Source organism: Haloferax sp. S2CR25, assembly GCF_031624535.1.
GTDB classification, from domain to species: Archaea; Halobacteriota; Halobacteria; order Halobacteriales; family Haloferacaceae; genus Haloferax; species Haloferax massiliensis.
The window spans coordinates 162231-185314 of record NZ_JAMQOO010000006.1; the positions used below are offsets into that span (position 1 = coordinate 162231).

Below are 23084 nucleotides of genomic sequence, written 5' to 3' on the forward strand. Positions count from 1 at the left end.
AAAAAATGACCCGCCACCGACCGGTATCTCACAAATTATCATCCGTTACGGGAGTTGTACTCCCAGTTCTTCGAAACGGAGCTCTGTTTTTATCAAGGCGTCGCCCGAACGGCCGGTATGAGCACTGAACGCGGCAAAGGTACGGTCGCGGTCGTCGGCGGTGCGGGCGCAGTCGGGTCGAGCACGGCGTTCGCGCTGATGGAGAGCAGTCTCGTGGGCGAAATCATCCTCGTCGATATTGACGAGGAGCGCGTCGCGGGCGAGGCGATGGACCTCAACCACGGGTCGTACTTCACGTCGCCGGTCCGGGTGCGGACGGGCGACTACGAGGACTGCTGGGACGCCGACGTGGTCATCGTCACCGCCGGGGCCAGTCAGAAGCCGGACGAGACCCGCCTCGACCTGATGGAGCGGAACGCCGATATCTTCGCCGACATGATTCCGCAGATTACGGAGGGACTGAACGACGACGCCGTCATGCTCATCGTCACCAACCCCGTCGACGTGCTGTCGTACGTCACGTGGAAGGTGTCGGACCTGCCGGCCGAGCGCGTCATCGGGTCGGGGACCGTCCTCGACACGTCGCGGTTCCGTCACTCGCTCAGCCGCGAGTTCGACCTCGACCCGGCGAACGTCCACGCCTACGTCGTCGGCGAGCACGGCGACAGCGAGGTGCTCGTCTGGAGTTCGGCGAACCTCGGCGGCATCCCGTTCGGGTCGTACGCCACCAGCCACGGCGTCGACGACGTCGACGCGCTCAAAGCCCGCGTCGAAGCGGAGGTGCGCGAGGCCGCCTACGAGATCATCGAGCGCAAGGAGCGGACGAACTACGGCGTCGCCCGCTCGGTGGCCGCGACCACGGAACGCATCCTCGGCGACGACAACTCCATCCTCACCGTCTCGACGCTCGTCTCGGGCGAACACGGCATCGACGACGTCTACATGAGCCTCCCGTGTACCGTCAACCAAGGCGGCGTCCGCGACGTCCACGAGTTCGACCTCTCGGCGGACGAGACGACCGCGCTCCGGGAGTCGGCGGGCGTCATCCGCGAGTCCCTCGACCGCTTGGACGTAGAATAGAATCGAAGAAACCGGCCGCGTCACCGACTCAGTCGGCCGACGCGGGCGTCGTATCTGCGCCTGCTTCCGTCGTCGCGGCGGCCTTCGCGTCGAGCGCCTCCACGACGAGTTCGGAGATGTCCACGACGTCGATGTCGTCCTCGTAGTCGCCGGTCTTGCGGCCGTCTTCGTACATCGTCGCGCACATCGGGCAGGCGACGACGAACCGCTCGACGCCGCCGGTCGTGTCGTCGAGCGCCTCGCGCAGGCGCTCTTCGGACGGCTTCGACTCCTCGTCGTGGTCCATCCAGAGGCCGCCGCCGCCGCCGCCGCAGCAGAACGACTGGTCGCGGTTGCGCGGCATCTCGGCGAGTTCGACGCCGGTCGCGCGGATGACTTCGCGGGGCGCTTCGTACTCGCCGTTGTACCGGCCGAGGTGACACGGGTCGTGGTACGTCACCGTCTGGGCGGCGAGTTCGTCGCCCGCGAGGCCGAGGCGGTCGTCGCCGACGAGGCGCTCGACCAGTTGAGTGTAGTGGTACACCGGGTAGTCGAACGAGTCGTCCATCTCCGGGTACTCGTTTTTGAACGTGTTGTACGAGTGGGGGTCGGTACAGACGATTTTGTCGAACTCGCAGTCGGCCATCGCGGCGACGTTGTCCTCGACGAGCATCTCGTAGAGGCCCTCCTCGCCGACGCGGCGCACGTCGTTGCCGTCGTGCTGTTCGTCCTCGTAGAGGATGCCGTAGGAGACGCCGGCTTCCTCGAAGATGCGGGCCAAAGAGCGGGCGACGGCGCGGTTGCGCTCGTCGTAGGAGGGGTAGTCGCCGACGTACCAGAGGAACTCGACCGATTCGTCGCGGGCGTCGGGCACCTCGAAGTCGAGGTCGTCGGTCCAGTCGGGCCGCTTGCGCTGGGGGTCGCCGAAGGCGTTGCCGTTCTGGAAGATGTTCATCATCGCCTCCTGGACCGGCTCCTGCTGTTGGCCCGTCTCGGTGAGCCGGCGGTTCATCTCGGTGAAGTGCGTCAGGTGCTCGATATCGACCGGGCAGGCGTCCATGCAGGCCATGCAGGCCATACAGGACTCCATCGACTCGGCGTCGACGACGGAGGTGCTGCCGTCCGCGACGATGTCGATTGAGTCGCCGCCGGCGTCGACCGACTCGCGGTAGGTCTTCAGGTCGAGAATCACGTCCCGCGGGTCGAGGTTGCGGCCGGAGGCCTTCGCCGGGCAGGCGTCGGTACAGCGGCCGCACTTCGTGCAGGCGTCCATGTCGAGCATCGCCTTCCACGAGAAGTCGTCCTCGGAGACGTAGCCGATTTCGTCCGGCGGCGTGTCCGCGGGCACCGCCGGCAGGCGCTTGCCGGCCTTCTCGTCTGCGGTGACGACGTTGGCGAAGGAGGTGAGCATGTGCAGGGGCTTGGCGTAGGGGACGGCGGCGACGAACGCCAAGGCGAGGAGCGCGTGGGACCACCAGCCGAACCAGTAGAGCGTCTGCGCGAGGCCCTGCCCCATGCCCGCGGCCTCGAACACGACGGCGACGAAGTAGCCGACGAAGCTCACCGTCTCGAAGTCGGGGAAGTCGGTGCCGACGATGCGGACGCCTTCGAGGACGTAGCCGCCGACGCCGAGGAGAAACAGCGTCCAGACGAACGCGGCGTCCTCGAAGCCGGTGTGTTTGCCCCACAGCCGGGGGTGTCGGACCCCGTAGCGCCGCCACAGCGCCATCCCGACGCCGACGACGAACGCGAGACCCATGAGGTCCATGACGAACGAGTACGAGCGGTAGAAGTCGCCGACGAAGAAGGAACTGCCAGTCACCCGCCGCCACACGTCGATGTCGATGGCGAGGATGGTCGTCCCGATGAGGAGCGTCAGAAAGCCCCACATGATGAACGCGTGCATCACGCCGGCGAACCGGTCGCGCTCGAACTGCTTTTCGTTGGAGAACACCACCTTCGCCGCCCGAACCGTCCGCCCCGGGAGGTCGGACAGCCGGTCGAACGGGTCCTCGCCGCCGCGCGCGTACCGGGCGAACCGCTCGTACACCCCGTAGAGGAACACGAGCGACGCGATGGCGGCGAGACCGTAGAAGAGCGCCTCGCCGACCGGACTAATCGTCCAGAACGTCTCCCGCGTAACGTCCGCCTGTGCCGCAAAGTCCATAATCAATCACCGGAGAACGGAGGGTTAAATCTTGCCACCCACTGCACGCCGGTCGGCGGATTGTGCGGGTCCTCGGTTCAGAGCGCGGCGCTCGCGAGGAGCGCGGCGGCGAGGACGAGCCCGGGCGCGTCGCGCCGGCCGAACCGAATCTCGGGGAGCGTCGGGTTCCACGCGAAACACCGCGTGCGGAGGGCGAGCGCGAGCGCGTCGGCCCGCGCGAACGACCGCCGGAGGCCGCCGGCGGCGACGAGCGAGAGCCGTTCGTCCAGCCGTCGTTCGCTCCCGAGGCGGGCCGCCTGCGCCTCGCGGACGCGACGCAGGTCGCGGCGGACCAAGGGGAGAAACCGGAAGACGAGCGCGACGCCGACGCCGAGCGCGACGCCGAACCGACCCGGCACGAGCCGCTGAATCGCCGCGCGGGACTCGCGGACGGGCGTCGTCCTGACGTACGCCGCCGCGACGAAGAAGACGAGCAACACGCGGACGCTGGCGAGCGCGGGGTCGACGGCCGCCTCGGGGTCGAACCACGGCGCGCCGAGGCGGGCGGCCTCGACGACCGGGCCGAGCGCGAGGAACGGAATCGCATAGCGGAGGTCGCGGAGGGCCGAGACGGGGGACGCGTCGGCGGCGCGGAGACAGCCCGCGGCGACGACGCCGAGAACGACGAGTCCGGCGGGCGTCGTGTGCGCGAAGCCGGCCGCCGCGAAGGCGACCTGCACCGCGAGCTTGGTCCGCGGGTCGAGTCGGTGGGCGAGGCTGTCGCCCGGCTCGTAGGTCAACACGGCGGGCGAACGTCGAGGTCGGGGAGGCGGTCTGCGGCCTCGTCGGGCGCGGCGTCGAGGGCGACCCCGCCGTCGGCGAGGGCGACCACGCGGTCGGCCAACTCGGCCACGTCGCGCAGGTCGTGGGTGACGACGACGAGGCTCGTACCCTCGGCGCGGAGGTCGCGGAGGCGGGCGAGCACCGAGCGCCGGGCGGGTTCGTCGAGGCCGGTGAACGGTTCGTCCAAGACGAGGTGGTCGGGGCGCATCGCCAGCGCGCCGGCGATGGCGAGGCGTTCGACCTCGCCGCCGGAGAGGGCGTCGACGCGCTCGTCCCCCCGGCCGTCGAGGTTGACCGCGGCCAGCGACTCGCTGACGCGGCGGTCGATTTCGTCGCGGTCGAGGCCGAGGTTCTCCGGGCCGAACGCCACGTCAGCGCCGACGGTGGCCGCGACCAGTTGGTCTTCGGGGTGCTGGAACACCATCGCCACGGCGGTCCGGGCGGCGACGAGGTGGTCCGAGACGTTCCGGCCGTTGACCGACACAGACCCCTCGTCGGGGTCGAGCAGGCCGTTGAAGTGGCGGACGAGCGTGGTCTTGCCGGAGCCGTTCGCGCCCGCGAGGACGACGCACTCGCCGTCGTCGATGGCGAGGTCCACGCCATCGACCGCGACCGTGTCGCCGTACCGGTGGACGAGTCCCTCGACGCGAATCATCTACTGGGCGGCGATGGCGTCGGACCGGACGATGCCGACCGCGGCGGCGATTTTGAACGCCTCGGCGGGGATGAACGCGGCAGAGGCCGTCCAGAAGGCGGATTCGAGGCCGACGCTTTGGACGTACGCGAACCCGAGCGTCCCGAAGGCGTAGACGACGACGGTACCGGCGACCATCGCGCCGACGAGCCGGGCGGTGCTCACGCGGTAGTCGCCGACGCTGACGCCGCCGTGGACGACGAGGCCGACGATGACCGCGGCGACCGGGTACGACCAGAGGTAGCCCGCGGTCGGCCCGACGAGCGGCGCGAATCCGGCGGAGCCGCCGGCGAACACCGGCGCGCCGAGGCCGCCCGCGACGAGGTAGAGCGCCATGGAGCCGCCGCCCCAGACGGGACCGAGGAAGATGCCCGCGAGGAAGACGACGAGCACCTGCATCGTCACCGGAATCGGCGAGACGGGGTTCGGGAACGAGACGTAACTGCCCGCGCCCATGAGCGCCGCGAACAGGGCGGCGCGGGCGATGTTGCCGACGAGTTCGTCGCCGACGAGTTCGACAGACTCGCGTTCGGTTGCCATGCCAGTCGCTGTCTCGTAAACCTAGTTTAACCTATCGGTTTACGGAGTTCGCGGGCGGGGAGCCGGTTCGCGGCTTGTCGGGCGATTCGAGTCGTCTCTCCGGCGCTCGGCGGCGCTCGGGTCAGCATCATTAAAGACGCTGGACGTGCCATTCTCAGGGTATGGACGAAAAGACCGCCGAGCTCCGCGACATCTTCATCGAGGCGACCGGGTCGGACACCGTGACCGAACAGCAGTCCGAGTCGCGCGGGTCGCTCGCCGACGTGGACGACCCCGAAGCGGTCCGCGAGCGCGTCCGCGGCATCGTGGCGACGATGCGCGAGCGCTACGCGTTCGACACCGACCTCGGCGACGACGCGCTCGTCGCGCTCGTCGTCGGCTTCTTCGACGGCGACTCCGACGCCGACCTCGCGGTCGAACTCGACGCGTCGCCCGAGGCGGTTCGCACCGCCCGGTTCGACCTCCACCTCGTCCGCGACGCCGACCGCGAGTTCCCGTTCGACGCCGACCGCTTCGACAGCCTGCTCGTCGACGGCGCGGACGACGAGACCATCGCCGAGACGCTTGAAGTGCCCGTCGAGGTCGTTTCCGAGTGCCGCCCCGTCGCCGAGGCTGACATCCGTTCGAGCCGGGCCAACTACCGCTTCCGCGACGACTTCGCGGAGCTGTTGACCGACGACGACCTCTCGAATCGGCTGGCCGAGGACGCCCGCCGCGACGGCCTCCGCGAGGCGACCGAAGACATCGAGACCGACGTGTCACTGTAGCGGTCGGTCAGACGACGAAGGTTCTTAACCACTTGGGGACATACCCCTGTGCGATGGCGCAGGCCCCCCAGAACCGAGACCTGACGGAGCGGTTCATCGAGTTCTACCGAAACTACTACCGAGAGGAGATCGGGACGCTCGCACAGCAGTACCCGAAGGAAAAGCGGTCGCTGTACATCGATTACGACGACCTCTATCGGTTCGACGCGGAGCTCGCAGACGACTACATCACGAAGCCCGGGCAGTTCCAGGAGTACGCGGAAGAGGCTCTGCGCCTGTTCGACCTCCCCGCGGACGTGAAACTCGGGCAGGCCCACGTCCGGATGCGCAACCTCCCCGAGACGGTCGACATCCGGAACATCCGGGTCAACGACGACCACATCGGGACGCTCATCTCGGTGCAGGGAATCGTCCGGAAGGCGACCGACGTGCGCCCGAAAATCACGGAGGCCGCCTTCGAGTGCCAGCGCTGCGGGACGATGAGCTACATCCCGCAGGGAGACGGCGGCTTTCAGGAACCCCACGAGTGCCAGGGATGCGAGCGTCAGGGGCCGTTCCGCATCGACTTCGACCAGTCGAACTTCGTCGACTCACAGAAACTGCGCGTCCAGGAGTCCCCCGAGGGCCTGCGCGGGGGCGAGACGCCGCAGAACATCGACATCAACCTCTCGGACGACGTGACCGGCAAGGTCACCGCCGGCGACCACGTCACCGTCGTCGGCGTCCTCCACATCGAACAGCAGACCTCGGGCAACGAGAAGACTCCCGTCTTCGACTACTACATGGAGGGCATCTCGCTCACCATCGAGGACGAGGAGTTCGAGGACATGGAGATCTCCGACGAGGACGTGGCCGAAATCGTCGAACTCTCGAACGACCCGGCCATCTACGAGAAGATGGTCGAGTCCGTCGCGCCCGCCATCTACGGCTACGAACAGGAGAAGATGGCCATGATTCTCCAGCTGTTTTCGGGCGTGACGAAACACCTCCCCGACGGCTCGCGGATTCGCGGCGACCTGCACATGCTGCTGATAGGGGACCCCGGTACCGGGAAGTGTGTCGACGGCGACACTCGTGTGACGCTCGCTGACGGGAGAGACGTGCCGATTCGAGCGTTGGTCGAATCGAACCTCGATGACCCGAAACCCATCGATGATGGGGTTTGGGACACTGCGGACTTCACCGTCCCATCGCTCGGTCCCGACGGAACGCTCACGCCGCGACAGGCGACGAAAGTCTGGAAGCGAGAGGCCCCGGACCGAATGCTCCGTATCCAGACGAACACCGGCCGCGAAATCGAGGTCACCCCGTCCCACCCGTTGTTCACCCGTACCGACGGGATGACGACCGCGGTGAGGGCGGACGAGCTAACCGAAGGCGCATTCCTCGCGGCACCGCGCTCGCTTCCGGCGACGGGTCGGGACGAACTCGACGTCGACTTCCGGCGGTCGAAATCGCACAACGCGATTCGACTCGACCTCCCGGACGAGTGGCAACCTTGGCTCGCTCGGCTCGTCGGCTACATCGTCGCTGAGGGGTACGTCGAACAGCGTGACGATGCGACCGGGTTCGTCTCCGTCACGAACAACGACCGCGAAGTGCTCGACGACGTGGCGGACGCGTTCGACCGTCTCGGCGTCAACTACTTCGAGCGGACCCCACACGAAGGAAAGAGCGCGCGTGAGGTCATCTGTGGGTCCGGGGAGCTCGTTAGCTTCCTCGAAAATCTCTCCCCGACGCTCCTAGCGGGCTCGGCCGAGCAGCGAATCCCGGAACAGCTCATGTCGGCGAGCGCGGACACCGGCCGGGCGTTCCTCCGCGCGCTCATCGAAGGCGAAGGTCACGTCTCGGCGAGTCAACGAGAGATAACGGTTGCCTCGATGAGTCGCGAACTCCTCGAAGACGTTCGGACGCTCCTGCTCACCGCTGGTATCCGGTCGCAACTGCGTCCGCGACACAACGGGAGCTACCGGCTCCGAATCAGCGGCGACGACTTCGAGACGTACGTCGACGAAATCGGATTCGTGACCGAGCGGAAATCGCTCGCGACCGCCGAGTTCGGAGGAACGAACGGGAACACGAACACCGATTTGATTCCCGCCGGCGGAGAGCTTCGTGAACTCCGCGAGGCACTCGGACTCACGCAGGCCGAGTGTGGCCTTCCGCGCTCGACGTACCAGCACTACGAACGAGGCGACCGTAACCCGAGTCGTGGCAGTCTCGCTCGCGTCGTCTCGGCGTTCGAAGGCGCACTACAGAATCGAGACGACGAAGAAGCACGAGCGGTCGCTGACGGGGGCCGCTCGCTCGTGGACCGCGTCTCTGGGCTCCGGTCGCTCGTAGACGGCAACGTCGCTTGGGAGCGCATCGAGTCGATAGAGCGCGTCGAACCCGCCGAAGAGTGGGTGTACGACCTCGAAGTCGAAGGCACCCACAGCTACGTTTCTAACGGGCTCGTCTCGCACAACTCCCAGATGTTATCGTACATCCGCCACATCGCTCCTCGCTCGGTCTACACCTCCGGAAAGGGTTCGTCTTCGGCGGGTCTCACCGCCGCCGCCGTCCGCGACGACTTCGGCGACGGCCAGCAGTGGACGCTCGAAGCCGGCGCGCTCGTCCTCGCGGACAAGGGTATCGCGGCGGTCGACGAACTGGACAAGATGCGACCCGAGGACCGTTCCGCGATGCACGAGGGGCTCGAACAACAGCAGATTTCGGTCTCGAAGGCCGGCATCAACGCGACGCTCAAGTCGCGGTGTTCGCTCCTCGGCGCGGCGAACCCGAAGTACGGCCGCTTCGACCAGTACGAGCCAATCGGCGAGCAGATCGACCTCGAACCCGCGCTCATCTCCCGGTTCGACCTCATCTTCACGGTCACGGACGACCCCGACCCCGACGAGGACTCGAAGCTCGCGGACCACATCCTCAAGACGAACTACGCGGGCGAGCTGAACACCCAGCGGACGAACGTCGCCAACTCCGAGTTCACCGAACAGCAGGTCGACGCCGTCACCGACGAGGTCGCGCCCACCATCGACGCGGAACTGCTTCGCAAGTACATCGCCTACGCGAAGCGCACCTGCTACCCGACGATGACCGACGAGGCGAAACAGGTCATCCGCGACTTCTACGTCGACTTCCGCGCTCGCGGCGCCGACGAGGACGCCCCCGTCCCCGTGACCGCCCGGAAGCTCGAAGCGCTCGTCCGGCTCGGCGAGGCCTCGGCCCGCGTCCGCCTCTCGGACAAGGTGACCCGCGAGGACGCAGAGCGCGTCACGGGCATCGTCGAGTCCTGCCTGCGCGACATCGGCATGGACCCCGAGACCGGCGAGTTCGACGCCGACATCGTCGAGACGGGTCGCTCGAAGACCCAGCGCGACCGCATCAAGAACCTGCTCGAACTCATCCGCACCATGCAGGAGGAGTACGATGAGGGCGCGCCCCACGAGGAGGTCCTCGAACGCGCCAACAGCGAGCTGAACATGGACGAGAAGACGGTCAACGACCAGCTGGACAAGCTCAAGATGAAAGGCGACATCTACGAGCCCCGCGGCGACGTCTACCGCGCGACCTGAGCCGCCGACTTCGATTCTCAAGCCGTCCGCGACCGGTCCCGCGCGGAACCGACGAACTTAGTGGAGCGTGCGCTGAGTGGACAGACGACCGATGGACCGAATCTCCGCCATCCGCAACATCGAAGACGCCATCCGCGACCTCGAATCGGGTGACGCGGACCTCGCCAGCACCGAGCGGCGCGTCGTGACCGTCCTCCGGACGTTCGCGACGGAGTTCGAAGACGACGCCGGCGACGGGACGCTCGACGCGTGGACGGCCGTCGGCGACGACCGCGCTGAGGGGCTCGTCGTCCTCGCCGCCGACGCCGCCGACGCGCGGACGCGGGTCAGAGACCTCCTCGACGAGGCGACCGGCGACGCCGACGACGTGACGTTCTCCGTCGAGCGCGTCTGAGACGCACCGCGCGGGGATTCGAACTCGGGTTCGGTGCCACGCGTCACCGTCCGCACAACCGCCGGACGGGTGACCCGTGGTGCCGCTGTCGAACGATTTTTCTCCCGGCTCCGTGACCGGTCGTGCGTGCTGTTGGTCGTGACTTACTCGCAGGCGGCGCGGACGACGCTTCGGAACATCTGTCGGACCCACGAGGGGGTTGTGGTCCGACGACTGGGTCGCGCCGCGCTGTTCGACGAGACGGAGTTGGCCGCCTTCCTCGCGCTTCGGCTTCGGGAGAAACACGGCGAAGCCGTCCAAATCGAGCGAACCGAGCCGTTCAACGAGTTTGCGGCCGTCCCCGACGCGGTCCGCGAGGCCGCGGCGGCCTACGAGGACCGCGAGTCGCCGGCGACGCCGTACAGCAAGTTCGCCTCGGGCACCGACCACCCGTCGGCCGCGGAGATGAAGCGCCGCGAGCTATGAGGCTCCGACTGCCTCACGGGTCCGTCTACGAAGGGTCGGCAATCGACCTCGCCGGCGAATCGGTCGACATCGACGCCGACGCCGTCGTCGCCGCGGTACGGTCGGACGGGGGGACCGACGCGACGGGCCCGCTCCGAATCGACTGCCCGTCGCCCGGCCCCGGACACGACAGACTCGGCAGAGTCCCCGTCTCCGCGTCGTCTCCGTCTCGCGGGTGGCTCCTCGCAGCGGTCGGTCGGTCGCGCGGCCGCCGCTCTCCCGTCGCCGACGACCTCGCCCGACTCGAAGCGAGACTCGCCGAGCACCGCGACCGTGCGGCCGAGGAGTCGGAGGCGGACGAACGCGACCGCGTCGGCACCTCGGCGGCCGCGCTCCGGGACGCCCGACGTCGCGTCGCCGCCGCCGGTGAGGACGAGTCTCGACTCAGAGAGCGCGTCGCGGCCCTCCGCGGGCGGGTGAACGCCCACCGCGACGCCGGCGACGACGAGGCGGCCGCGGCGGCCCGCCAAGAGCTCGTGGAGACGGCGACGGAACTCTCGGAAGTCGAGACAGAGCGCGTCGCGGCCGAACAGCGACTTTCGGCGCTCGAACACGCGGTCAGAGCCGAACGAGACGGGCGGGAGGTGCGACTCAAACTGGAAGACGCGGTCGAGAACCGCCGCCGCGAGGCGCGGGCGCACTTCGCGGCGGAACTCGGCGAGGCGTTCGAGGCGGCGCTTCGAGACCTCGCGTCGCTCCCGGCGACGGCGACGCCGGCGGTCGACTCGCCGTCGGGGCCGGCCGCCCTCGAATCGGACCCCGTCGCCCGCGCGCTGGCCGCCGTCCGCCTCGCCGACCTCTCCGCGCCGGTCGTCCTCTCGTGCGGCCGGTTTTCGGACGCCGAGGCCGCCGCGGACTGGCTCGGCGTGCCGGTCGTTCGGTGTTGACAGTCTGAGCGTCGGTCGGCCCCGGTCGCTCCGGGCGTTGATTTATATGCGAGGCCGCGGCCACCCCCGCTATGCACACCGATATCGACGTGACCGCGGCCGACGGCGTCGCCCTCGTCTCGGTCCGAGTCGACAACGACGCGCCGGTCGACCGCCGCGTCAGGCTTCGCAATCGTCTCGACGGCCCGGTGCTCCCGCCGCGCCGCGCCGGCGTCCCCGAAACCGGGTGGGACGACGAGGGCTTCGACGGCGTCGTTCCCGCGGGTTCGACGCTCGCGCTCGGCTACGCCGTTCCCCTGTCGCCGTCGGCCGACCGCGACGCCGCGCCCGCCGATGTCGACGGCTCTCCGGAGCGCGCGGTCGACATCGAGGTTCTCGGCCGCGCCGACGAGTCGGAACGGGCCGCCGATTCGACGCCCGAGGACGCGGTTCGGTCGCTCGGTTCGGCGCGGCCGCCGGCCGACGCGGTTCCCGTCTCTTCTGACCCGTCGCCGACGGTCGCAGAGTCGGGAGCGCCTGCGTCGGCGACGCCCGAATTGCCTCACGTGGGAACGCCCGAATCGACTCACACGACGACCCCCGAGTCCGGCGACGAACGACTCGACCCGGTTTCGCAACCCGAACGCGCCGCCGCCTCCGCCCGCACCGGGGGGTCCGAACGGCCGACGGACGCCGACGTGTCGTTGGCGGTCGGGGCGCGCGAGGAGCGCGAGCACGAGACCGAGCAGTCGGTCCAGTTGGCGTCTCTCGCGACGGTCGAGCGTCGCATCGAACTCGCCGAGCGACTGGACGGCGCGTCGGTCGCGGACGCCGCGGCCGCGCTCTCTGAGGCCGACGCCGGCGTCGAGGCGCTCGACTCGCTCGACGCGGACCGAGCGCGCCTCCGCCGGTTGGCGGCGCGGGCGACGGCGCTCGCGGACCGCGCGGCCGACGCCGACCCCGACGCGGACGCGCTCCGGAGGCTCGCGTGATTCTCGCGGTCGTCTCCGGGAAGGGAGGCGTCGGGAAGTCGACGCTGTCGTTCGAACTCGCGGCGGAACTCGGCGCGGTCGTCGTCGACGCGGACCTCGGGATGGCGAACCTCCCGTACGCGCCCGGTCCCGACCTCCACGACGTGCTCGCGGGGCGGGCGGACCCGCTCGAAGCCGTCCGCTCGGGTGGCCCGGTCTCGATACTCCCGTGCGGTCGGACGCTCGCCGGCGCGCGCGCCGCCGACGTTCGCCTCCTCGACGACGCGCTTCGCGCGGTCGAGGCGGCCCACGGCGACGTGGTCGTGGACTGTCCCGCCGGGATGCGCGCCGATACCGGCGTTCCGCTCGCCGTCGCCGACGCCTGCGTCGTGGTCGCGTCGCCGAAGGGGTACGCGCTGGCCGACGCGGTTCGGACCCGCGAACTCGCGCGCGAACTCGGCTGTGGACTCGCCGCCGTCGCGGTCAACCGCGTCGTCGACGCGGTGCCGCTCGACGCCTTCGCCGACGTGCTCGGCGCGCCGGCGACGGAGGTCCCCGCGGACGCGCGGCTCTCCGAGGCGGTCGAGCGGTTCGAGCCGGTCGTCGCGTCGTCGCCGGAGAGCCTTCCCAGTACTCGGATTCGGGAGCTCGCGGACGCGGTCCGGGTAAGCGGTCGGTAGAAGCGTCGTCTCGTCTTCGGTTCGTTCGTGCGACAGTAGGTCAGTTCAGCTCAGTTCTCGCGTCGTCGTCGCCGTCTACGGGAGTGCGTCGCCGTCGTCTGTCGGGTTCACTCGCGGAGCGCCACGTACGTCTTGCGGAGCGTCACGGGCGTCACGTCGGCCACGTCGGCGGCCTCGGCCTGCGTGCAGTCTTCCCCGCGGTCGCACGCGGCGGTGTAGAGGCACGCGGCGGCGACGCCGCAGGGGTTCTTGCCGCCCACGAGTCCCTCGTCGCGGGCGTCGGCGACGTACTCGCGCGCCCGGCGCTCGGTGTCGCTGTCGAGGTCGAGCTTGGTCGCGAACCGCGGCAGGTACTCGGTCGGGTCGGCGGGCGCGACGGGGAGGCCGAGGTCGCGGTTGAGCGCGCCGTAGGCCGCTTGGTGCTCGGCCTCGGTCGACTTCGACACGTCGCAGACCTCCTCGACGCTCCGGGAGACGCCGGCGACGCGACAGGCGGCGTAGACGCAGGCCGCGGCGAACCCTTCGAGCGAGCGACCGCGCAGGAGGTCTTCGTTCTGGGCGGACTCGAACAGCGAACACGCCTGGTCGCGGATGTGGTTCGGGAGCGACAGCGCGCTCGTCACGCGGCGAATCTCGGTGAAGGCGTACACCTGATTGCGCTCGCGCTTGGTCGAGATGCGGGCGCGGTTGTGCTGGCGGCGCATGCGGGCGAACTGCCGGCGCTTGCGGCCCTTGATACGCGTCGAGCGGCCGATTTCGGTCGACAGGCCGCGGTCGTGGCGCGACCGGGTGAGCGGCGCGCCGGTGCGGGCGGGGTTGCGGTCGTCGTCGGCGAACGAGCGCCACTCGGGACCGTGGTCGATGCGGTACTCCGAGACGACGAGGCCGCAGTCCGTACAGACCGTCTCGCCGGCTTCGAAACCGAGGTGTCCGTCGCATTCGGGGCAACCCTGGGGGGAGCGTGCTTCACTCATCACAATTGGAAATCGGTCTCGAAGAGGTATTTAAACACGGGACAAATCGGGGTCCGAACCCCGGTTCGGGGCAGTAGAGCCTACCGGTTACCGTTAGGTTTAGCTATCAATATCGATATTCATTGGGAACGCTTTTGGCGGAACGGCGTGGAACTCCGGTCAATGGGGTTGTCGGATATCGCCGCCGCGTTAGAGACGACGACGACTGAACAGCGTTTGAGCCGCGTCCCGACCGTCGACGACACCGACGTTTCCCTCCGCGAGCGCTTCGAGGCGCACGCAGACGCGCTCCCCTGTGCGCCCGCAGCGGCGGAGCGGGTTGTCGAAGCACACGGGTCGGGGACGTCAATCGGAGAGTGCGCGCGCGACGCGGGCGTCGCTCCGGTCACGGCGGCGAAGCTCTTGCATCGTTGCGGCGAGGCGGGCGTGACGCCCCTCGCGCCCGAGGCGCGACGCATCGTCCGCGATTGGGTCGACGGGCGAGTCTCGCGGGCCGACGCGCTCGCGCTCACCGGCGCGGAGCCGTCGGAGTTCGCGCTCGCGACGTACGTCGAGACGCACGACCCCGTCGCCCCCCTCGTCGAAGCCGTCGAGGGCGCGCTGACCGACCGCACCGACGCGGCCGTCGCCAAGCGCGATTCGCTGGCCGAGACCATGAGCTCGGTCACCGATATGCAGTTCTGACGCGAGGCGCGCCTTTCTCTCTCGGCCGTTCTCTCCCCCGGTTTTTGCGCTCCCGAGCGGCGGTGCTCGCCGAGTCGACTGTCTGTTCCGGAAGAGTTCGACGCCCCGTGCGCTCAGCGACGGACGTACTCGCCGACCGAGCCGAGGACCCCGCCGGTGGCGGCCGCGGATTCGATTTCGACGTCGAGGAGGACCTCCGCGACCGCGCCGACGCCCGCCGCGAGTTCGGCGTCGTCGCGGCACGCCGGCGCGTCGGCGATGCCGCCCGCCTCGGTTTCGGGGACGACGACGTCCGCGTCGCGGAGTTCGCCGAACGTGGAGACGACGGCGTCGACGTCGGTGCCGATGTCGGCGGCCCGCGCGCTGAGGCGACCGACGGCGTCGGCACCGCGGTCCGTGGCGGGCGCGACGAGCGCGACTCGGTCGCAGGCCGCGGCGGCGGCGACCGTCTGGTTCGACGCGAGGAGCGGCGCGTCGACGAGGACGTGGTCGAAGCCGTCTGCGGCCTCGGCGATGCGCCCCTCGAACGCCCGCGCGGCGTCGGGCGTCATCGCCCGCGCGAGTCGCTCGAACGGGGCCGCGGCCGGGCAGACGGCCACGCGCCCCTCGGCGTCGGGGGCGAACGCGACCAGTCCCGATTCGAGCGGCACGTCCGCGTCGTCGGTGACGAGCGCCGTCGCGTCGGGGTCGAGCGTCCCCGAGACGTAGTCCGAGAGTCCCTGCGTGGCGAACGCCGCGTCGAGGACGGCCACGTCGCGACCGTCGTCCGCGAGCGCCGCGGCGAGTTCGAGCGTCAGTCGGGTCGTCCCCGCGCCGCCGGTGGCTCCGACGAGCGCGATAGTGGTGGGAATCGACATACCGCGATTGGTCGGGTGCTCAGATTAATAGCTTCGGTCGCCCGGTGTTGGTGTCGCTGGAAGATACTATTCAGCTCGTGGAGGTGATTGGGACGAACGGGCGAGCGACTACGCCGACCACTCGCCGTCGGCCGACGCCGGCCCCGAACCCCATGCGTCATCCGCGCAGGCCCGGTAGAAACAGACCTTGTAGGTCCGCCCGACGAGCGTGGTGACCGTCGAGGCGACGGCCACGACGGCGATATCGACCCCGGACATCGGCGCTTGGAACGCCGTCACCGCGCCGGCGACGGTGGTCGCCCCGTCGAGGGTGACGAACCAGAGCACCGGCAGGTCGACGACCGAGGTGGCGACGGTCGCGACGACCGCGTAGCCGACGACCCGCCGGAAGTTTCCGAAGACGAAGTTCACGCTTCGACTGAGCGACCCGCCCGCGGTCTTCCCGTCGAAGACGACGGCGGTGTCGAAGAACGTGAAGACGTAGATGACCGTCGCGAGGACCACGAAGGCCGCCCCGGCGGCGGCGAGTTCGGCGAGCGTGAGGGTCGCGGAGCCGTTCAGGACCGCGTTGAGCCGGTCGAAGCCGATGTAGCCGACGACGCCGCCGCCGACGACCATCGCGATGATCACGATGACGAGGCCGGAAAGGACGCTCGCGCCGAGCAGGCTGACGTAGTAGCGCTGTGCCGCGGTGGACGCGCGCAGGTCGGTGTCGGAACCGGGTCGCGCGTCATCGATGACGGTGTAGAACGCACCGATGAGCGCCGGTGAGCCGAACAGGAGCAGAAGCGTCCCGACCACACTGACGAGGCCGGAGGCGTTGTTCAACGCGTTCATGGCCCCGAACGCGAGGGCGAACGCGACGAGCACGGGCGTCTCGGTGACGACTTGGAGGGTCGTTCGAAACGATTGGAGGACTGTCACGACTGGCGGTACTTGTGGCGGCCATATATGCGTTCGTATCGATACTTACGGGGAAAGGCGGGGTTGACGGGAACGAGAACGGTCGCTTCAGCCCGAGATGGACGCCTCGATGTCGTCCAGTTCCTCGTCGGAGAGGTCGGGGCGCTCGCCCGCGACGGCGTGGATGGGACTGCCGCCGTCGCCCTCGAACCGCGGGACGATGTGGACGTGGACGTGGTCGACCTCCTGCCCGGCGGCGGGGCCGTCGTTGATGCCGACGTTCGTCGCGTCGGCGTCGACCGCCGACTCGACGCGCGGGACGAGGTCGTTCACGGCGGCGAAGAGGTCGGCCGCCGCGTCGGCCGGCACCTCGTCGAGGCGGGCGTGGTGCTCCTTCGGCACGACGAGCGTGTGGCCGGGCGCGAGCGGGTTGGCGTCGAGGAACGCAAGCGTGTGCTCGGTCTCGTGGACGATTCGACCGGGGATGTCGCCGTCGACGATGGCGCAGAAGATGCAGTCGGACATACGTGGCACGTCGATTGGCGGGAAAAAGAAAGTTCGGACCGGTTCGTGCGTGCCGTCTCGTCTGCTGCTCGGTTCGTCTGTCTCGCCGTCGGCGCCGGTAGAGAGAAATCGCCGACCGTCTCCCCGTCGATTGGGAGGGTAACGCTTCTGTGCGAGACGCAATTGCACGCAATCGAACCTGCAATCGACCCTCGATTGCGCGACCTCCCGCAGTTCCCTCGGCGAACTAGTTGATATTGCGCGCAATCCATCTCAGATTGCGCAATACGTCTATTGAATTGCGCAATAATCGGTGGGTTACCGCTCGGGCAGCAACGCCGCCAGCGTCTCCAGATACTCGTCTAACTCGTAGCCGAGACGCGACAGCCACACGTCGCGGTACGAGGGGTGCAAAAGCGGGACCACGGTGTAGCCGAACCGCTCGCTCTCGACGGGGTCGAGGACGGTGTCGAGAAAGCCGTCCAGCGAGGCGTCGTCGAGCGCGAGGACGCTTTCGGTCGCGTGGCGACCGGTCGGGACCACCACGTCGGGGTCGACGGCTTCGAGTTCGGAAACGAGGTGGTCGCGGCAGTTCGCCTTTTCCGCGGCGGTGGGCGCGCGGTTCGACCCCTCGCCGTCCGAGGGGAAGCACTTGACCGCGTTCGTGTAGAAGACGCCCGACTCGTAGCCGACGGCGGCCATCGTCTCGCGGATGCGGCGGCCCGAGTGCCGGGCCGTGTAGGACATCCCGGTCCAGTTGCCGCCCCGCCAGCGGTCGGCGTCCGGGTTGCCCGCGCCGGGCGCTTCACCGACGACCATCACCGTCGCGTCGTCGGGACCGACCCCCCACGAGATGCGGTTTCGGCACTCGACGAGCGCCGGACAGCGCGCGCAGTCGGGTTCGAGGACGAGCGTCTCGTCGTCGTCGGGGAACCGCGGGTCGGTGCCGGCCATCTACTCCGTCAGCGGGAGCACGATGCCGAAGATAATCGGCGAGAACAGGACCATCGCGATGCCGAGCCACTCGGCGTCGAAAAACAGCGTGCGCTCCCAGCCGGGGATGGCACCGCCGCTCACGGCGAGGGCGACTTTCGCGCCGATAGCGCCGAACAGGAACAGCGCGAGCCCCAGTCCGAGGCCGGTCTTGGTCATCCGCGGGTAGTCGATGTTTCCGTAGCGTCCCATACTATCCCGAGATGCGGGGACTGGCAAAACCGTTTCGAGAGACTGTGTGGTTCGTTAGCGTTCGAGTTCGGCGGCGAGAGCGGGCGCGACGGACACCTCGCTCACGTCGCGCTCGATGGTGTCGGTGCCGACGACGCGCTCGATGCCGGCGCGGGCGAGTTTCGTGCGGGCGTTGCGAGCCAGAAGCGGGTGGACGGTCGCACAGAAGACGCGCTTCGCGCCGCCGTCGGCGAGCACGGCGACGGCCTCGCTCATGGTCGACCCGGTGGCGATGATGTCGTCGGTGATGACCACGTCGCGGCCCGCGAAGTCGGCGTCGCTCGGCGTGATTTCCACGTCGGTCCCGGAGTGACGCACCTTCTCGAAGTAGTCGGTCTGGCCCTCGCCGTAGGCGTCGCGGACGGTCTCTGCGATGCCGATGGCCCCCGAATCGGGCGACAGAAACAGCGGGGCGTCGAGTTCGGGGAGCGGCTCGGCGAGTCGCCCGGCGGCGTCGACGATGTCGACGGGCGCGTCGAAGAACTCCGAGACGGCGTCCTCGTGGGGGTTGACGAGCACGACGCGGTCGGTCGTCGTGCTGACGGCGCGGGCGACCGCGCGGGCCGAAACCGGGTGGCCGGCCTCGAACGCCTTGTCCTGTCGGGCGTAGCCCATGTACGGGATGACCGTCGTGACCGCCGACGCGCCGGCCTCGCGGACGGCGTCCTGCAGTTGGAGCAGTTCGACGTAGGCGTCGTTGCTGGCGGTGCTGGCGACGATGGTGGCGGCGTCGGCGTCGAAACCGGGGACCGCGGCCAGCGTCTCGCCGTCGGGGAAGCGGTCGTACTCGACGGCCGCGAGCGACTCGCCGAGTTCGTCGGCGAGCGCGGCCGCGAGTGCCTGCGAGGATGCGCCGGGTACGAGCATACCCGTTCGTCTCTCGTGGGGGGTAAAACCGCTTTTCGTTGCGTTCAGCCCCGTCGCGTGTCAGCGAACCGCGACGCCGACCGCGTCCAACCCGAGCACCTGCGTCCGCCAGTCGCCCCCGGTCAGTCGGACGCAGAAGCTCCCCGCGTCGGTGACGGCGTAGGCGGCGCGGGCGTCGTGAGCGAGCGCGACGACCGTCTCGTCCAGCGGAATCGGCGCGTCGTCCCACGACCCCGACTCCTCGTCGCGCGCGACGACGCCGTCCGGGCCGACCGCGTGGGCGCGGCCGTCCGGCATCGACGCGACCGCCGAAAACGCCCCGTCGAGTGCGTCCATCCAGCCGTTTCCGAGCGCGTACAGCCCCGAGTCGGTCGCGGCGAGCGGGGTTCCCTCGGTCCCGCCGAGGCGGCCCGCGGGGTCGGACACGTCGTTCACGCCGCCGAGGCCGACGTGCGAGAGGCCGTCGTCGTCGCCGATGCGGTAGACGCCGTCGTCGGCCGCGACGAGGCTCCCGTCGAGGGCACGGACCGACTCGACCGCGCCGAGGTCAGTCCACCCTGACTCGTCGAAGCGGGCGACGCGGCCGTCCTCGTCGGCGGCGACGACGCGATTTCGGTGGAAGCCGACCGTCGTCGCGGGGCCGAAGTCGAGTTCGTGGTAGTCGTCGCCCTGCACGAGGAGCACGTCCTCGTCGGTGGCGACGGCGACTTCCCCGGGCGACCCGGCGGCGTCCCGCGCGGTACACCGGCGGTCGATGCGGAAGCCGCCGACGAGGTCGTCGGAGACGTCGACGGTCACGACCCCGACGCCCGCGGCGACGTACGCCGTCTGCTTGCCGGACTTGTCCGCGTACACCCGCTTTTCGTCGATAGAGAGGTCGAAATCAGCCATCCGTTGGGCCGAGGTTCGCGGCGCGGTTCGGAAAGGATTGTGGTCGTTCCCGCGGCGCGGCGACGGGCCGAACGGGCGCGTTCCGAGAAGCGAAACTACAGGAACTCCCGCACGTCCGAGTACCACATGTCGTGGTGGTCGAGTTCGCCGAGCGCCTCGGCCACGTCGACCGCGAGGACGTGCCAGCAGCGCTCGCCCTCGTCGGGGTCGAGGTTGTACTGGGAGTCCTTGCAGGTACAGCCCCGGTCTTCGACCACGTACTCGTCGTCGTAGCCGACGACCACGTCGAAATCGCGGTAGCGCTTCACCCGCCGCTCGGAGACGGCCTCGATGGCCGTGACGCCCCGGTCGCCGTGGGCGTCGACGATGGCCTGCACGATGTTCGGCGAGAGCCGCCCGGCCGCTTCGAGGGCCGCTCGCCAGTCGTCGGCCGAGTCCACGCCGGCGACTTCGTCGGTGGCGGTGAAAACGCATTCGATGCCGCGGGGTGGACCGACCGCCGCAGTCGCGTCGCCCACTCGCATCGCAACCGGTTTCCGCCCGCGCGGGCGACTGCGGGTATGCACGTGAGCGAGGGAGGCGTCGAAATCGAGGTTCCCGACGCCCGCGACGGGGCGTCAGCGGGGACCGGCGACGATGTCTTCTACAACCCCACACAGGAGTTGAACCGAGACATCACCGCGGCCGTCCTCCGCGCCTTCCGCGAGCGCGAACCCCGCGCCGAGAGCTACCTCGACGCGATGGCCGCCTCGGGCATCCGGGGCGTCCGCGCCGCCGCCGAGGGCTACGACGTGACCTGCGCCGACCTCGACACCGACGCCGTCGAACTCGCCCAGTCGAACCTCGACCGCGCCGGCAACGGCGGCGAGGCGGTCCACCGCAACGCCAACGCCCTCATGTACGATTCCGTCTTCGACGTGGTCGACCTCGACCCCTTCGGCACGCCGATGCCCTTCGCCGACCCCGCGTTCGCAAACACCCGCGACCTCGTCTGCGTCACCGCCACCGACACCGCCCCGCTGTGCGGCGCACACCAGAAAAGCGGCATCCGGAAGTACGGCTGTCTCCCGCAGAACACCGACTACCACCCCGAGATGGGGCTTCGCACCCTCCTCGGCGCGATGGTCCGCACCGCCGCCCGCTACGACAAGGCCGCCGTCCCGATTCTCTCGCACGCGACGCGCCACTACGCGCGGGCGTATCTCGAACTCGACGAGCGGGCGACGAAGGCCGACGAACTCCTCGAATCGACCGGCTTCGTCTACCACTGCGAGGACTGCCTCCACCGCGAGGCCGAGCGCTCGCTCATCGCCCACCCGCCCGAGTCGTGCGCCAACTGCGACTCGACCCGGATTCTCGAAGCCGGTCCCATCTGGCTCGGCCCCGTCTCCGAGCCGGCGTTCGCCGAGGCCGTCCGCGACGAGGTGACCGAGGACTTCGGCACCGCGAAGCGCGCCCGCAAGCTCCTCGACACGCTCGCGGTCGAACTCGACGCGCCGACTCACTTCGACCAGCACCGCCTCTGTAAGCTCTGGGGCCGCTCGGCCTCGAAGATGGAGACGTTCCTCGAAACGCTCCGCGACGCCGGCTACGACGCCACGCCCGCCCACTACCACGGCACCGCGTTCAAGACCGACGCGACGGTCGCGGAGATACGCGAGGCGACCGCCGCGCTCGACCCCGAAGCCTGACTTCGAGTCCTGCCCCCGTATCTGAGCGGCGACCGCCGACCCCCGCCGTAACCGACCCGTCCCGCCGTCTCGGCGGGTAGCTTCTTTGTCTCTCGTGTCGTTTCCGGGATACGTGAGCGCCACGATTCGAACCGTCGTCCCCGTCGCGCGGGCGGTCGTCGACACGATTCGGGAGAAGGAGATATCGTTTCTCGCGGCCAGCATCTCGTACTACGCGCTCGTCTCGCTGATTCCGCTTCTCGTCCTCGGCGTCGTCGTCGCCACCGCCATCGGCGGCGCGGAGCTGCAGGCGCAGCTCCAGACGCTGGTCGAGCGGTATCTCGTTCCGACCGGGCAGGACCTCGTCGAGGAGGCCCTCACGGACCGCACCGGACAGGGAAGCGTCGGAGCGGTGAGTCTCGCGCTGACGGTCTGGGGCGCGCTGAAGCTCTTTCGCGGCCTCGACATCGCCTTCTCGCGCATCTACGGCTCCGAGGCGGGGGGATTGGTCGACCAACTCCGCGACGGCGCTATCGCCCTCGCCAGCATCGGCGTCGGCACCATCGGCGTCGCGGTGCTGACCGCGCTGCTCGGCCTCCTCGACGTTCCGTTCCTCCGACTGCTCTCGCCGCTTCTGCTGCTTCTCACGCTCTGTGCGGCCTTCTTCCCGCTGTACTACGTTTTCCCCGACGCCGACCTCTCGCCGCGGCAGGTCGCGCCGGGGACCGTCTTCGCGGCCGTCGGCTGGACCCTCCTCGGGGTCGGCTTCGGCGTCTACGCGTCGGTTGCCGGCGCGTCGGTCGCGGGCGCGCTCGGGACGCTCCTGTTGCTCGTGACGTGGTTCTACTTCTCGGGGCTCATCCTGCTTTCGGGCGCGGTCGTCAACGCGGTCCTCGCGGGGGTCGGCGGCGACGCCCCGCCCGCGGAACCGCGTGACCCGCCGGGGGGACCGCCCGGAGTGGACCGGCAGGTACAACATACGGGAGGCCGACATGACGCTCGTACGGATATGAGCGACGACCGAGGTGACACCGATGGGCCGCGGACGGACGACGCCGGCGACGCGGAGACCGGCGCGTCCGTCTCCCCGCGCGGCGCTCCCGACATCGAGGAGCTGGAATCGCAGGTCGAGGAACTCCGGGCCGACCTCGACGCGTTCGAGGACGACGTGACCGACCGGACGGTCGAAAAGCCCAAGCTCGAAGCCGAGTTGAAGCGCTACGTCCGCCGCCGGATGCGCCGCGGGAAGGCCCGCGGCTGGGGTCCCTATCTCGTGCTCGGCTACGGCGTGGTCCTCACGCTCGGCGCGTTCTACTATCTCCAGTCGGACCTCATCGCGGTCGTCGCCATGCTCATCATCTTCCTGTCGACGCTCGGGCTCTACGTCCTGTTCGTCATCTTCGGCATCGGCCTGAGCGCCCTCGGCGTCCCCGGGCGCGCCATCGACGCGGTCCGCGAACGCCGCGGCTGA

24 protein-coding genes are annotated in these 23084 nt (G+C 69.3%); 11 read left to right on the forward strand and 13 right to left on the reverse strand.

Features of this window, described 5'->3' with window-relative positions; genetic code table 11:
* Positions 1 to 117 precede the first annotated feature (117 nt).
* Positions 118 to 1080, forward strand: coding sequence for an L-lactate dehydrogenase (locus NDI65_RS15365; protein ID WP_089779803.1), 963 nt, complete (start codon positions 118 to 120; stop codon positions 1078 to 1080).
* A gap of 28 nt (positions 1081 to 1108) precedes the next feature.
* Here NDI65_RS15365 and NDI65_RS15370 read toward each other — a convergent pair whose 3' ends face one another.
* The 4 genes from NDI65_RS15370 to NDI65_RS15385 all read right to left on the reverse strand — a co-directional run bounded on the left by NDI65_RS15370 (position 1109) and on the right by NDI65_RS15385 (position 5282).
* Entirely contained in the window at positions 1109 to 3226 is a 2118-nt protein-coding gene (locus tag NDI65_RS15370; RefSeq protein ID WP_089779801.1) for a (Fe-S)-binding protein, read from the reverse strand.
* A 77-nt stretch (positions 3227 to 3303) separates the two neighbouring features.
* Positions 3304 to 4008 carry an energy-coupling factor transporter transmembrane component T gene (locus NDI65_RS15375; RefSeq protein ID WP_089779799.1) on the reverse strand — a complete coding sequence of 235 codons (705 nt, stop codon included), beginning with the start codon at positions 4006 to 4008 and terminating at the stop codon, positions 3304 to 3306.
* Positions 4002 to 4703, reverse strand: coding sequence for an ABC transporter ATP-binding protein (locus NDI65_RS15380; RefSeq protein WP_089779797.1), 702 nt, complete (start codon positions 4701 to 4703; stop codon positions 4002 to 4004). Before NDI65_RS15380 ends, NDI65_RS15375 begins: the two co-directional genes overlap by 7 nt.
* Positions 4704 to 5282 (reverse strand): biotin transporter BioY, encoded by a 579-nt coding sequence (locus tag NDI65_RS15385; protein WP_310893814.1) that lies wholly within the window; start codon positions 5280 to 5282, stop codon positions 4704 to 4706.
* 161 nt (positions 5283 to 5443) lie between these two features.
* On the opposite strand from NDI65_RS15385, the gene NDI65_RS15390 reads away from it, so the two are divergent.
* The 7 genes from NDI65_RS15390 to NDI65_RS15420 all read left to right on the forward strand — a co-directional run bounded on the left by NDI65_RS15390 (position 5444) and on the right by NDI65_RS15420 (position 13039).
* Positions 5444 to 6049: a conditioned medium-induced protein 4 gene (locus NDI65_RS15390; protein WP_089779793.1), complete on the forward strand. Its 606-nt coding sequence runs from the start codon at positions 5444 to 5446 to the stop codon at positions 6047 to 6049.
* A 53-nt stretch (positions 6050 to 6102) separates the two neighbouring features.
* Entirely contained in the window at positions 6103 to 9624 is a 3522-nt protein-coding gene (locus tag NDI65_RS15395; RefSeq protein ID WP_089779791.1) for an LAGLIDADG family homing endonuclease, read from the forward strand.
* A gap of 91 nt (positions 9625 to 9715) precedes the next feature.
* Positions 9716 to 10018: a hypothetical protein gene (locus NDI65_RS15400; protein WP_310893815.1), complete on the forward strand. Its 303-nt coding sequence runs from the start codon at positions 9716 to 9718 to the stop codon at positions 10016 to 10018.
* 126 nt (positions 10019 to 10144) lie between these two features.
* On the forward strand, positions 10145 to 10483 hold the full coding sequence (locus tag NDI65_RS15405) for a hypothetical protein (RefSeq protein WP_310893816.1): 339 nt from the start codon (positions 10145 to 10147) through the stop codon (positions 10481 to 10483).
* Positions 10480 to 11409 (forward strand): hypothetical protein, encoded by a 930-nt coding sequence (locus tag NDI65_RS15410; protein WP_310893817.1) that lies wholly within the window; start codon positions 10480 to 10482, stop codon positions 11407 to 11409. The genes NDI65_RS15405 and NDI65_RS15410 overlap by 4 nt, the downstream gene beginning before the upstream one ends.
* Positions 11410 to 11480: 71 nt before the next feature.
* Positions 11481 to 12380 carry a hypothetical protein gene (locus tag NDI65_RS15415; RefSeq protein WP_310893818.1) on the forward strand — a complete coding sequence of 300 codons (900 nt, stop codon included), beginning with the start codon at positions 11481 to 11483 and terminating at the stop codon, positions 12378 to 12380.
* Positions 12377 to 13039, forward strand: a complete 663-nt coding sequence (locus NDI65_RS15420; protein ID WP_310893819.1) for a P-loop NTPase — start codon at positions 12377 to 12379, stop codon at positions 13037 to 13039. The genes NDI65_RS15415 and NDI65_RS15420 overlap by 4 nt, the downstream gene beginning before the upstream one ends.
* Before the next feature lie 107 nt (positions 13040 to 13146).
* Here the strand turns inward: NDI65_RS15420 and NDI65_RS15425 are convergent, their stop codons facing one another.
* Positions 13147 to 14013, reverse strand: coding sequence for a transcription initiation factor IIB family protein (locus NDI65_RS15425; RefSeq protein ID WP_310893820.1), 867 nt, complete (start codon positions 14011 to 14013; stop codon positions 13147 to 13149).
* A gap of 162 nt (positions 14014 to 14175) precedes the next feature.
* Here NDI65_RS15425 and NDI65_RS15430 point away from each other — a divergent pair, with 162 nt between their 5' ends.
* Positions 14176 to 14697, forward strand: a complete 522-nt coding sequence (locus tag NDI65_RS15430; RefSeq protein WP_310893821.1) for a hypothetical protein — start codon at positions 14176 to 14178, stop codon at positions 14695 to 14697.
* 113 nt (positions 14698 to 14810) lie between these two features.
* On the opposite strand, the gene NDI65_RS15435 is transcribed toward NDI65_RS15430, so the two are convergent.
* The 8 genes from NDI65_RS15435 to NDI65_RS15470 all read right to left on the reverse strand — a co-directional run bounded on the left by NDI65_RS15435 (position 14811) and on the right by NDI65_RS15470 (position 20383).
* Positions 14811 to 15554 (reverse strand): ParA family protein, encoded by a 744-nt coding sequence (locus tag NDI65_RS15435; protein WP_310893822.1) that lies wholly within the window; start codon positions 15552 to 15554, stop codon positions 14811 to 14813.
* Positions 15555 to 15662: 108 nt separating this feature from the next.
* Positions 15663 to 16478 carry a hypothetical protein gene (locus NDI65_RS15440; protein ID WP_089779784.1) on the reverse strand — a complete coding sequence of 272 codons (816 nt, stop codon included), beginning with the start codon at positions 16476 to 16478 and terminating at the stop codon, positions 15663 to 15665.
* An 87-nt stretch (positions 16479 to 16565) separates the two neighbouring features.
* A complete protein-coding gene (locus NDI65_RS15445; protein WP_089779782.1) occupies positions 16566 to 16982 on the reverse strand; it encodes an HIT family protein in 417 nt (138 codons plus the stop codon).
* 297 nt (positions 16983 to 17279) lie between these two features.
* Entirely contained in the window at positions 17280 to 17915 is a 636-nt protein-coding gene (locus NDI65_RS15450; RefSeq protein WP_089779780.1) for a uracil-DNA glycosylase family protein, read from the reverse strand.
* Positions 17916 to 18146 carry a hypothetical protein gene (locus tag NDI65_RS15455; protein WP_089779778.1) on the reverse strand — a complete coding sequence of 77 codons (231 nt, stop codon included), beginning with the start codon at positions 18144 to 18146 and terminating at the stop codon, positions 17916 to 17918.
* Between the two features lie 54 nt (positions 18147 to 18200).
* Positions 18201 to 19052, reverse strand: a complete 852-nt coding sequence (gene prs / locus NDI65_RS15460; RefSeq protein WP_089779776.1) for a ribose-phosphate diphosphokinase — start codon at positions 19050 to 19052, stop codon at positions 18201 to 18203.
* Positions 19053 to 19112: 60 nt separating this feature from the next.
* Positions 19113 to 19943: a hypothetical protein gene (locus tag NDI65_RS15465; protein ID WP_089779774.1), complete on the reverse strand. Its 831-nt coding sequence runs from the start codon at positions 19941 to 19943 to the stop codon at positions 19113 to 19115.
* A 95-nt stretch (positions 19944 to 20038) separates the two neighbouring features.
* The gene (locus NDI65_RS15470; RefSeq protein ID WP_089779959.1) at positions 20039 to 20383 is read right to left on the reverse strand and encodes an SWIM zinc finger family protein; all 345 of its coding nucleotides are present in this window, start codon (positions 20381 to 20383) and stop codon (positions 20039 to 20041) included.
* Positions 20384 to 20503: 120 nt separating this feature from the next.
* On the opposite strand from NDI65_RS15470, the gene NDI65_RS15475 reads away from it, so the two are divergent.
* Complete coding sequence (locus NDI65_RS15475) at positions 20504 to 21634, forward strand: tRNA (guanine(26)-N(2))-dimethyltransferase (protein ID WP_089779771.1); 1131 nt, start codon at positions 20504 to 20506, stop codon at positions 21632 to 21634.
* Positions 21635 to 21746: 112 nt separating this feature from the next.
* Positions 21747 to 23084: a YihY/virulence factor BrkB family protein gene (locus tag NDI65_RS15480; protein WP_089779769.1), complete on the forward strand. Its 1338-nt coding sequence runs from the start codon at positions 21747 to 21749 to the stop codon at positions 23082 to 23084.